Raw genomic sequence first — 11,790 nt, 5'->3', positions numbered from 1 at the left:
TGAGTTCCCGTCCAGATGACCCCGCCTGCATGAGACTGCGGCACGCACCAGCGGCCCCACCCAGAACCAGCCACGGGAGACCGTCACGCCCTGTCGACCGTTACCGAGCGGAGAGAGCCCTTCCCGTACTGACAGCGGCTCACGCCATCCTGAACCGCGCCAGAACGCGCCCCCTTCAACCCGAGGACACAACCCAGGCCAGAACCGCCACACTGCCCAAGATCCACCCGGACCAGACAGCTGTGGTGGCTCATTCGACCCGGGTTGCTCTCTGGTAATCGGACGGGATGCATGGGAACATATGTTCGTGAGCGATGCCGATATCCTGCATGCCGATCTCGACGCGTTCTACGCGTCGGTGGAGCAGCGGGACGACGCGCGCCTGCGCGGACGGCCGGTCATCGTCGGTGGGGGTGTCGTGCTCGCGGCGAGCTACGAGGCGAAGGCCTACGGCGTGCGCACCGCGATGACTGGCGGCCAGGCTCGCCGGCTGTGTCCTGACGTCGCGGTGGTCGAGCCCCGCATGTCGGCCTACACCGAGGCGAGCCGGGCGGTCTTCGAGATCTTCCGGCAGACCACGCCTGTTGTGGAAGGGCTCTCCATCGACGAGGCGTTTCTCGGCGTGGGTGGGCTTCGGCGTATCTCCGGTCCTCCGGTAGACATCGCGCGGCGGCTGCGTCAGGACGTCAGCGAGCGGGTCGGCTTGCCGATCACCGTCGGCGTGGCACGGACGAAGTTCCTCGCCAAGGTGGCCAGCGGCGTCGCCAAGCCGGACGGTCTGCTCGTGGTCCCGCCTGACGAGGAGCTGGCGTTCCTGCATCCCCTACCCGTGGAGCGGCTCTGGGGAGTCGGGCCGGTCACCGCCGGCAAACTCCGCACCAAAGGCGTGTTGACCGTCGGCGACGTGGCCGAGCTGCCCCAGCGGGCGCTGGTCGCGATGGTGGGGCGGGCGGCCGGATACCACTTGTACGCGCTGGCCCACGGCCTCGACCCGCGTCCGGTGGAGGTCGGCCGACGGCGGCGATCGATCGGCTCGCAATGCGCACTGGGCCGCCGGCCACGCGCTCGCGACGAGCGGGAGGCGATCCTGGCCACCCTCGTCGACCGGATCAGCCGTCGGCTGCGAACGGGGCGGCGCGTGTGTCATACAGTGACCATCCGGCTGCGCTTCGGCGACTTCACCCGGGCCACGCGGTCCCACACCCTGTCGGAAGCGACCGACGAGACCCGGCTCATTCTCGCCGCGGCGCGCCGCCTGCTGGTCAACGCCGATCCGTTGATCGAACGCAACGGGCTGACCCTGCTCGGTGTGGCGGTGAGCAACTTGGACGACGCTGACGCGGTCCAGCTGGCGTTGCCGCTGGAGCGACGGCCCGACGCCACCCTCGACGCTGCCCTGGACACGCTGCGGGACCGGTACGGCAGCGCCGCGGTGACCCGGGCGTCGGCGGTCGGGCGCCGAATGGGCCAGCCCGTCCCGATCCTCCCCGATTGAGGGAGCGGATTCGATAGACCAGCACAGAGACGGCAACGCCGTACGGGTGCTGCGTTTCATGACGTGGTGATCGTGAGGGGCATGGGGAGCCGGTGGCGGCCCGAGCCCAGCTCGTGTTGTTCGCCGTTCGGCAGCTCCACCTCGGCGACCGTGTTGACCGGCACACGGATTCTCAGGACCGCGGTGTCACCGTCGCGCTGCCACGTGACGCCGATCCGTCCGCGGACGGTGTCCAGCGTGAGCTCGGCGCCCGGTAGCGTGCCGGACGCGCGCGGCGCCACACGGAACCGCGCCCACCCTGGTTCAACGGTCTCGACGCCGAACACGCGTTCCACTAGCCACTGGACGGGTGAGCTCCACAACGTGTCGTGGTGACCGCGCGAATCCGGCTCCCACGACTCCCAGAACGTGGTCGCGCCGAGGTCGCGAAGATATCCGTAGGACGGATACTCGGTCTGCGTGAGCACGAGGTGAGTCAGGTCCGGACGGCCGGCCTGGTCGGTCAGCGCATAGGGGAGCGCGGCGATCCCAGCGCATCCGGTGTCGAGCCGTCCGGCCTGTTCCACGGCGGCCGCCAGGTTCGCGGCGACGGCGTCGATGTGCTCAGGCGGGACGAAGCCGAATGCCAGCGGTATGGCGTTGCTGGTCTGCTGGTAGCCTTCCTCATCCATCTCGGCGTGATAGAGCCCGGCCCCGGCGTCGAGGAACTCGTCGTTGAACCGGGCGATGAGCCGGTCGGTCCGCTCTCGCCAGGCGGCCGCCTCCTCGTCGTAGCCAAGGAGCTCGGCCAGCGCCGTCCCCTCCCGGAGACTTTTGATCACGTAGGCCATGCCCACGAGACGGTTCCCATCACCGCCGGGACGGATCCGTCCCGGCGGTAGCCAGTCGCCGAAGTTGTCGTCGAAGTAGTCCTCGTCGGCGACGGCGGAGACCCACTCCACGTACTGCGCGACGGCGTCGAAGTGTTTCGCGGGCACGGTCTTGTCGCCGTATGCCAGCCAATAGCGGTAGACCAGATGCGGGTACACGCCGGTCCACGTCGGCGAAAGCCCTTTCGGCCAGTGCCGGCCCACCGGGGTGACGGTCGGGATCTGGCCGTCCTCCGCCTGGCTCAGCCGGATATCGTCCAGCCACTTGCCGAACAAGCCGGCCATGCCGAACGCGTACAGCATGGGCTGACTGGCGAAGTGCGCGTTGCCGGTCCAGCCGAACTTGGTTCCCGCGGGCGAAGGGTCGGGCAGACCGTGCAGAGCGTTGCCGGCGGTCCGGAAGAACGCCTCCACGATCCATCGCAGCTCCGGCTGCTCCAGATCGAGTTCAGCGGCGTGCGGCACGTCGCTGAACACGGGCACGGCCACGATGTCGAGCGGGCGGTCGGTGCCGCTCACCTCCAGATAGCGGAAGCCCTTGTAGGTGAACGACGGGTGCCAGCTCTCCTCGCGACCGCCCGCGGCGATGTACTCGTCCAGCTGGAGGCGCCCGACCACGGAATGGTTCTGGGTCCCGCCGGGCGTCCCCACCTCGATCCGGCCGCTCGGACCCAGTTTCTCGGCGTGCAGCATCCGGACCGTCGTGCTGGTGGGCAGGTCTCCTCGCAGCTTGACCCAGCCCGCGAGGACCACACCGAAGTCGTAGAGCCTGGTGCCGTCGTCGAGCCGGGTGACCTCGACCGGTTCGACCGGTTCATCGGCCCGGGTAGGTTCGTGGACGTACGCCTCGAGTACGCCACCGGGATCCTCGACGGAGACGGCCGGCTGCCAGTCACCGTCGTCGAACCCGGGCTCGGACCAACCTTCGATCTCCTCAGCGCGCCGCGCGTCGTACGTCTCACCTGTGTATACGCCGTCGTAGACGGTGGGACCCTCGGCGAGGCGCCAGCCGGTGCCGGTGCCGATCGTCTCCCTGCTGCCGTCCGCGAACGCGACCTCCAGCTCCGCCTTGACCTGCGGCTCGGCGATCCACGACGACAGGTGAGCACCGTCCGAGTCGACAGCCCGGGTGCCGAAGAACCCGCGGCCGAGCGCGACCCCGATCGCGTTGCCGCCGTGCCGGATGAGCGACGTCACATCGTGCGTCGTGTACAGGACCCTCAGGTCGAAGTCCGTGCACGGTGGATCCAGCTCGGCGTCCCCGACCCGCTCGCCGTTGATCCAGGTCACGGCATGCCCCAGGCCGGCGATGTAGAGGCGGGCCGAGCGCACGTCGCCGCGCTCCGCGGGCAGCTCGAATTCCGTCCGCAGCACGGGGTCCGGCGGCGGGTCCGGCGGGATGCCGTCGAGGTAGCGCGCCTGGCTGTCCCCGGTCTCTTCGCCGTCCGCGTACGCCGAGCCGTCGTCATAGGTGTGGTCCGGGGCGGTCACCCACTGGACCAGTCCGTGTGGCTCGGACAGCTCGACGTAGAGCTGCCCGCCGTCGACCGGTTCGTCGAAGTCGAGCCGGCCCTGCGCCTCCCCGGTGAGGTTCTCCAGCGTCTCCTCCGCGAGGAGTTCACCCGCGGGGCCGGCGCGGCGCAGCGTCATGACACAACTGGCCGGCTCGTCTCCGGCGACGAGGTTGACGGCGACGGCGGCGAGCCGGGCCTCGGAGAGGAAGCTCTGGCCGAGGGTGTGCCCAGGCTCAAGCGGAATGTTCTCAGTGAACGTCGGGCCCACCACACGGGGCGGCCGGGAAAGGACGACACCGCTCCCGATCCAGCCGGCGGTCCACTCGTCGTCGGAGAGCATCGCGGTTTCGAACCACGCGACGTCGCTCAGCGGGCCTTGCCGTCCGGCCTCGTCCCAGACGCGCACCGCCCAGAAGTAGCAGGTCCTGGACTCCAGTGGCGGGCCGTCGTAGAGGATCGCCGACTGGCGTGTGGACTCCACACGTCCGCTGTCCCACACGTCGGGCTGTCCCCCGTGCAGCCCATCGGTCGTGCTGGAGACGAGGATCCGGTACGCGCTCTGTGCGCGATTCCGCCCGTTCGCCGTGAGCTGCCATCCGAACCGGGGCTCCGCGGCCCCGACTCCGAGCGGGTTCTGCATGTACTCGGTGGTCAACCGCACCGGGCGCATCGCATGCCCGCCGCCGCCCTGATCCGTCCGGCTCGACTCGGCCGCGTCGCCGACCGGATCGGCACCGGCGATGCGCGGCAGCCCGGCGAAGACCGATACGCCGGCGGCGCCACCCAGGACGGCGCGTCGCGTCAGTGTCCACGGCCCGTGTGTGGCAGGGCCGGGGACGATCGTCCGATCTGTCATCGTCTTACCCCCTGTTGTCCAGCGGCATCGATGCACAGCGGCGCCGGTGCCGTCGGCGCCGGGGTGCACGCACCTCGGTGATGCGGATATCTCCGCATCACCATGGCCGCATTCTGGGGCCGCCGTGTACGGCCGAGATCGACTCCTCGTATACGTCCCCGGGCGTATACGAGGAGCCGAAGCACTCGGTCAGGGGAAGGGAGGTGGCCCAGGACAAACTTCTCGGGAGAGGGCTACCGGCTGGCACGACCGCCGACGGGGTGCCTTACGTTTCAACCGCGCAGACCGGCTCGAGGGCCTGGAGATCGTCGGTGGGCTGTCCGTCGTCGGCGGTCTCTTGTTGGGCAACGGCGCGTTGGCGGCGGCTGAAGACGAGAACGGCGACGCCGAAGACTGCGATGGCGGCGCCGCCCATCCCGGCGACCATGTTGAGTCCACCGGTGAACGCTTCGCGTGCGGAATCGAGCAGTGGGCCGGCCATGTCGGCGGGCAACTCGTCGGCCGTGGCTACGGCGCCGGCCAGAGCGTCACGGGTCGCCTCAGCGACCTCGGCCGGCGTGCCGTCGGGCACATCCACCCGGCCTCGGTACAGGGCGGTGCCGAGGCTGCCCAGCACGGCGACGCCCGTCGCGATGCCGAACTCGCCGCTGGTCTCGGACATGGAGGAAGCGGACCCGGCCTTCTCCGGCGGGGCCGATCCGACGACGATGTCAGTGACCAGTGCAGCACCCGGTCCAAGCCCCACCGTGGCCAATGCCATGCCGATGACCAGGAGGCCTGGCCCGCCGGCGGCGCTGACCTGGGTCAGGATCGCGAACCCGGCTGCCGTCACGAGCATGCCGCCGCCGATGACCTGCCAGGTACCTACGCGTTGCGCCAGAGCCGGCGCGAGCATGCTGCCGGCGATCATCCCGATGGCCGGTGGCACCAACCAGAGCCCGGCGCCGAGCGGCGACAGCCCGTTGACGAGTTGCAGGTACTGGCTGATGAACAGGAACATCCCGCCCATGAAGAACGCGCCGACGAGCATGGTGCCAAGAGCGGTGGTGAACGTCCGGTTCGCGAACAGCCGCAGGTCGAGCAGCGGATCCGAGAGCCGGAGCTGGCGGCGGACGAACACCGCACCGAAGGCGACGCCCACGCCGATGGTGAGGAACGGCATGGCCGCTCCGCCGTCCTTGGCGAGCTCCTTGAGCCCGTAGATGATCGGCAGGATGGTCGCCAGGGAGAGCCCGACGCTGGCAAGGTCGAGTCGCCCGGCGGTCTCGTCACGGAACTCGGGGAGCAGCGCCGGGCCGGTGACCAGCAGGAGGAGCATGACGGGGACACCAAGCAGGAACACCGAACCCCACCAGAACCACTCCAGCATGACACCGCCGACGACCGGACCGATGGCCGTCCCGCCCATGAAGCAGCTGATCCACACCGCGATGGCGGTGCCGCGCTGCCTGGGATTCTTGAACATGTTGCTGATCAGCGCCAAGGTGGACGGCATCAGGGTGGCGCCGGCGATCCCCATGAGGGTGCGGGTCGCGATCAGCATCTCGGCGCTGTTCGAGTAGGCGGCGAGAACCGAGGCGGCGCTGAAGGCCGTCGCGCCCGCCAGCAGCAGCCGTCGGCGGCCGATCCGGTCGCCCAGCGTCCCCATGGTGATCAGGAAACCCGCCACCATGAAGCCGTAGATGTCCATGATCCACAGCATCTGGCTGCTGCTCGGTGCGAGGTCCGCGGAGAGATGCGGCAGCGCCAGGTACAGCACGCTCATGTCCAGGGACAGCAAGAGCGTCGGCAGGGCCAGGACAGCCAGCCCGATCCACTCCTTGCGTCCGGCGCGGATGCCGGATTCGTCCACGGTGTTCGTATTCACGTCGAGTCCTCTCATCGTCAGCGTTGTGCTCGTTCTCGTTGACGCGTCGAATACTCAGACCAGGGATCGACATGAAACTCATCGCTGTTCTGGAGAACTCGTAGACAACACCCCGCGACGACGGCCCGCGAGCCGATCCATCCGCTGCCTGCCAGGCCGTCGAACGCCGGCGTCGCGCACCGGGACGCTAGCCGCGGAGCTTCTCGATCACCGGGGCGAACTCACGCATGTACGGCTCGTGCACGGTGATGTACGAGATTCCGAGCCGCTCACGGTTCTCTCGCAGCTGCTCGGCGATCTGTTCCACCGTGCCGATCAGGGCGAACGGCGTCTCCAGCGCCTCGTCGACGGTGAAGTACGGCGCCTGCTGGGCGACCAGGTTCTCAGCCAGGCCGCGCCGGTCATCGGTGATGGCGACGAGCTGGACGAGCGCATTGATCTCGAGCTGGTCGGCGCGCTCGCCGGCGCACCCCCTGATGTATGCGACGCGTTCCCGCGCCTCGGCGGCCGTCGTCATCTGGAACGTGCCGGGCGGCTCTCCCTTGATCTGGTAGAGCCCGCCGAGGCCGATGATGTCCGCGTTCTCCGCCGCCAAGCGGAGTACTCGGTCCCCGGTGCCCCCGATCAGCAGCGGTGGTCCCGATCCGCCGAAGCCGTGCCGCTGGACCGGCTTGAGCTCGGAGCGGCCGAACGCCTCCCGGGTGGCGACCCCTGACTCCGGCTCGTCCACACCCTCGGCGAACAACCGTCGCAGCTCCTTGACGGCCTCGGTGAGGCGGTCCACCCGCTCTCCGATGCGACGCCACGGGATGCCCGCAGCGTCGAGTTCCCACTTCATATGGCCCGCACCGAGGCCGAGCTCCAGCCTGCCTTCGGTGAGGTAATCGACCGTGATTGCCTCCCGGGCGAGCAGCGCCGGGTTCCAGAACTCGTTGTTGGTGGTCAGCGTGCCGACCCGCATTCGCTCCGTGGCCTGGGAAGCGACCACGAGGGGCAGGAAGGGCGAACCGTTCGTTAGATGATCGGTGCCAAGGACGATGTCATACCCTCGCTCCTCGCCGTCGCGGCAGCGCTCAGCGAGCTCTCGCGCCGACCGGAGACCGGACGTGTTGAATCCGAACCTGAAATCGTGCATTCCGCTACGCTTTCGCACCCGCGGCCGGGGCGGAAGGGGTGATCGCTCCGGGCGAAAGATCTCTGCCGTTGGCAGAAAGCCGGGCTGGGGCCGGCGTTACCAGCGCGGTGTCCGCGCCTGGTACGAGGGTTCGATGGACCTCATGTATCCGGTGTCGTCGCGTTCGGTGATTCCGCACGACACATAGTTCTCGTGCAGGCGGGCGAGCGCGTCCCGGTCGAGTGTCACACCGAGGCCGGGCGCGTCCGGCACGGGTACCGACCCGTCGACGAATATCAGGGGGCGTTCGAGGACGTCGACGCCCAGCTGCCACGGTGTGTGCGTGTCGGCGGCGTAGGACAATTGCGGCATCGCTGCCCCCAGGTGAGTCATCGCCGCGAGGCTGATGCCGAGATGGCTGTTGGAATGCATGGAGACGCCGACACCCCACGTCTGGCAGACCGTCGCCAGGTGCATCGACAGTGTGAGCCCACCCCAGTAGTGATGGTCGGAGAGGACCACGCCGACGGCCCTGGTGGCGAAGGCCTCCGGAAGGTGGCCGAACTCGACCACGCACATGTTCGTCGCCAGCGGCATCGATGCCTGTGCGGCGACCTCGGCCATGCCGGGAATGGAGGCGGTCGGGTCTTCGAGATACTCGAGCAGGCCGTCGGTCTTCTCCGCCACCTTCACCGACGTGCCGACACTCCAGTTGCAGTTCGGGTCGAGCCGTAGCGGGTACTCTCCGAAGGCGTCGCGCAGCGCCTGAATCGCCTCGATCTCCTGGTCGGGATGGAAGACTCCGCCCTTGAGCTTGATCGAGCCGAAGCCATAGCGGGAGATCATGGCGCGCGCCTGGGCGACGACGCCGTCGGGGTCGAGCGCCTCGCCCCACTCATCGGGCTCGGCGCCGGGATGCGCCCCCCACTTGTAGAACAGATATGCGGAGAACGGCACGCTGTCGCGGACCTTCCCGCCGAGCAGGTCGTACACCGGGCGCCCGATCATCTGCCCTTGAAGGTCCAGGAAGGCCACCTCGAACGGGGAGTACACCCGTAGCAGGGTCTTGGCCTGGCTGGATGCGCCGGTGAGCCCGTGCTGGTCGGCCGCGTCGACGGTTCCGATGGCGCCTGCTATCCGCTGCCTGAGCTCGGCGAGGCCGAACGGGTCGAGCCCGACGATCTCCGCCGCGGCCCGGCGGAGAAGCTCCAGGTGCGCAGCGTCGCCGTAACTCTCGCCGAGCCCGACGAACCCGTCGCCGGTATGGACCTCGACGATCGTGCGCAACGCCCATGGCTGGTGCACGCCGACGGCGTTCAGCAACGGAGGATCGGGAAACGCGATTGGTGTGACGGTGACCTTGGTGATCTGCGTGCCTGTCATGAGATCGCCTCCGGGGCTTGGGCGAGAGCGGCTTCGGCCAGAACGGCGCTGCCCTGGTCGATGATCTGGCCGAGCTGTTCGATGTGTTCAGCCGTGGGCTCGACGAGAGGGGGGCGTACCGGGCCGACCGGGAGGCCCGAGAGACGTGCGCCTGCCTTGACCAGTGCGACCGCGTAGCCCGGGACCCGGTTCCGAAGCTCGGTCAATGGCAGGTAGAACCGGCGCAGCAGGGCATCGCGGGTCACCGCGTCACCCGTGGTAAGCGCCTCGTAGTAGGCGACGGCGATCTGCGGCGCGAAGGCCAGCACCGCCGAGGAGTAGCTGTGCACGCCGATCGCCTGATAGGCGGGCGCGGACAGCTCGGCGGTGGGCAGCCCGTTGAGGAATCCGAACTCTGCCGCCCGTGGATGTCCACTGGTGCGCACGGCGCCGACGATCCTGGACATCGCATCGACGTCGCCGATGCCGTCTTTGACCCCGACGACGTTCGGGATATCCAGGAGTGCGACCGCCGACGCCGGATCCAGCATGGCGTTGGCCCGCTGATACACGACGACGGGGAGTGCGGTGGCCGACGCGACGTAGCGGATGTGGTTGACCATGCCGGCGGGGGTGGTGGCCACCAAGTACGGGGGAAGCAGTAGGAGCCCGTCGGCGCCGCATTCCTCGGCTGTGCCGGCGAACTCTCGCGCTATGCGCGGACCACCACCGGTTCCCGCGTAGACCGGAGCCTGTCCACCGACGACGTCGACCGCCGTGCGGAGAACGTCGCGGTACTCATCCCTGGACAGGGCGCTGAACTCACCGGTTCCGCAGGCGACGAACCAGGCGGACGGACTCGCGGTTCCGCTGCCGTTGACGTCCCGCCTGGCCTCGAGCTGCTCCGAGAGATGCCGGGCGAGGACGTCGCGGTCAAGGGTGTCGTCCGGGGCGAACGGGGTGAGCGGAAACGCGAGGACGCCGGAGAGCTGCATCAATCAGACTCCATCCATATATGTGGACAACGTACTTGTATGTGTCACCCTGTGGCGATACGCTAGCCGGGAAATCCGTATCTGGTCAATGGCGGTGGGGCGGTGTGGAGATGTCGGTGGCGCCGGACACCTCACTGGTCAAGTCAGCGGAGCGGACCGTTCGGATCCTGGAGCTGCTGGCGGCGTCTCCAGGCCGGCTGACCGTATCCGAGCTCCAGGAACGCACCGGGTACCCGCGCTCCAGCCTGCACGCGCTCGTCCGCACGCTGCGGGATCTCAAATGGCTCGACGCGGACGACGCGGCGTCGGCGTTCACCGTCGGGCCGCATGCGCTGCTGGCCGGAACGTCCTACCTGGACCGGGATCCCGCGCTGCCGCATGCTTACCAGACCTTGGAAGACCTGCGCGCCGAACTCGGGTACACGATCCACTACGCGCGACGAGACGACGCACACGTGCTCTACCTGGCCAGCAGAGAGGCGCGGGATGCCGTGCGGGTCATCCCACGGGTGGGGCGCCGGCTACCCATCCACCTGACCGCGCTGGGGCACGCCATGCTCGCCGACCTGACCGCCGCCGAGGTAGACGAAATCCTGCCGGACCAGCTCGAGAGCTACACCGAGCACACCCTCACCGACCGCGCCGCGATGCGTGACCAGCTCGACGCCGTCCGCTCCGCCGGCTGGGCGTTCGAACGGGAGCAGGGCACCGCGGGGATCGCCTGCATCGCGACCACTGTGGCGTACCGCATCCCCGCGACCGACGCCGTGAGCTGCTCGATGCCGGCGAAACTGGCCGAACCGGACGAGGTCGAACGGGTCGCCGAGGCCGTGGTGCGGCATACCGATCGGCTCGCCGCCACGTTGCGGCGCGCGGGAATCCGATGAGCTCGGCGGGTCAGGCGGCACAGACGGACGGTTATGAAGCCGTGAATAATCAGCGCATACTCCTGACCGGTGCTGCCGGGCGATGTGGCGTTCTCCTCGCACCGCGGTTGGTCCGCGCCGGGCGCTCGCTCCGCCTGCTTGATCTGCGCGAGCCGGATCCGGAGCTGCTCGCCGGCGGCGAGGAGGTTGTCGTCGGTTCGATCACCGATCTGGATCTCATGGTCGAGGCCTGCCAGGGAGTCGACGCGGTCGTCCATCTGGCCGGACAGGCCGCGGAGTCGACCATCGACGACGTCATGCAGCTCAACATCTACGGAACGTACTGTGCGCTGGAGGCGGCGCGTCGAGCCGGCGTCTCCCGTGTCGTGCTGGCGTCCTCGCACCATACGGCAGGCTTCTACCGTCACGGTGAGCATCCGCCCGCCGGGCTGCCCGTGGACGCGCCGGCCCGGCCGGACACGTTCTACGGCTGGAGCAAGGTCGCATCCGAGGCAACCGGCCGGCTCTATGCCGACCGGTTCGGCATGGATGTGATCTGTCTCCGGATCGGCGGCTGGCGCGAGACCCCGCGCTCGCTGCGGGAGCTGGCTCTGTGGCTCTCACCTGGCGACGGTGCGCGGCTGGTCGAGGCCTCACTGAGCGTGCCGTCGCCCGGATTCCGCATCGTGTGGGGGATCAGCCGCAACACGCGCCGTTGGCTCTCGCTGGCCGAGGGCGAGGCGATCGGGTACGTCCCACAGGATGATGCGGAGACCTACGCGGAGAAGCTCATCGCGGAGCACGGCGAGCCGGACTTCGCCGGCGACTCGTTGCTGAACCGGCTGGGCGCCA

General features: G+C 68.9%; 8 protein-coding genes. 3 read left to right on the top strand and 5 right to left on the bottom strand.

From position 1 onward, the window contains the following. Nucleotides 1-301 precede the first annotated feature (301 nt). Nucleotides 302-1,495: a DNA polymerase IV gene (gene dinB / locus ELR45_RS23290; protein WP_129668459.1), complete on the top strand. Its 1,194-nt coding sequence runs from the start codon at nucleotides 302-304 to the stop codon at nucleotides 1,493-1,495. A gap of 56 nt (nucleotides 1,496-1,551) precedes the next feature. Here the strand turns inward: dinB and ELR45_RS23285 are convergent, their stop codons facing one another. The 5 genes from ELR45_RS23285 to ELR45_RS23265 all read right to left on the bottom strand — a co-directional run bounded on the left by ELR45_RS23285 (nucleotide 1,552) and on the right by ELR45_RS23265 (nucleotide 10,072). Continuing rightward, the gene (locus ELR45_RS23285) at nucleotides 1,552-4,734 is read right to left on the bottom strand and encodes an alpha-L-rhamnosidase (protein ID WP_205857105.1); all 3,183 of its coding nucleotides are present in this window, start codon (nucleotides 4,732-4,734) and stop codon (nucleotides 1,552-1,554) included. Nucleotides 4,735-4,999: 265 nt separating this feature from the next. Next, nucleotides 5,000-6,616: an MFS transporter gene (locus ELR45_RS23280; RefSeq protein WP_129668458.1), complete on the bottom strand. Its 1,617-nt coding sequence runs from the start codon at nucleotides 6,614-6,616 to the stop codon at nucleotides 5,000-5,002. Nucleotides 6,617-6,788: 172 nt separating this feature from the next. Next, a complete protein-coding gene (locus tag ELR45_RS23275) occupies nucleotides 6,789-7,736 on the bottom strand; it encodes a TIGR03621 family F420-dependent LLM class oxidoreductase (protein ID WP_129668457.1) in 948 nt (315 codons plus the stop codon). A 96-nt stretch (nucleotides 7,737-7,832) separates the two neighbouring features. Next, nucleotides 7,833-9,098, bottom strand: a complete 1,266-nt coding sequence (locus ELR45_RS23270; protein ID WP_129668456.1) for a glucarate dehydratase family protein — start codon at nucleotides 9,096-9,098, stop codon at nucleotides 7,833-7,835. Continuing rightward, entirely contained in the window at nucleotides 9,095-10,072 is a 978-nt protein-coding gene (locus tag ELR45_RS23265) for a 5-dehydro-4-deoxyglucarate dehydratase (RefSeq protein ID WP_129668455.1), read from the bottom strand. Before ELR45_RS23265 ends, ELR45_RS23270 begins: the two co-directional genes overlap by 4 nt. Nucleotides 10,073-10,182: 110 nt before the next feature. Here ELR45_RS23265 and ELR45_RS23260 point away from each other — a divergent pair, with 110 nt between their 5' ends. Together ELR45_RS23260 and ELR45_RS23255 are read left to right on the top strand one after the other, a co-directional pair. Next, on the top strand, nucleotides 10,183-10,959 hold the full coding sequence (locus tag ELR45_RS23260) for an IclR family transcriptional regulator (RefSeq protein ID WP_129668492.1): 777 nt from the start codon (nucleotides 10,183-10,185) through the stop codon (nucleotides 10,957-10,959). Between the two features lie 41 nt (nucleotides 10,960-11,000). After that, nucleotides 11,001-11,790 (top strand): NAD-dependent epimerase/dehydratase family protein (locus ELR45_RS23255; protein WP_205857103.1); only part of this gene is annotated, 790 nt, incomplete at its 3' end.

This window comes from Phytoactinopolyspora endophytica (genome assembly GCF_004138495.1).
GTDB classification, from domain to species: Bacteria; Actinomycetota; Actinomycetes; order Jiangellales; family Jiangellaceae; genus Phytoactinopolyspora; species Phytoactinopolyspora endophytica.
This window is presented reverse-complemented; position numbering and strand designations above follow the sequence as displayed.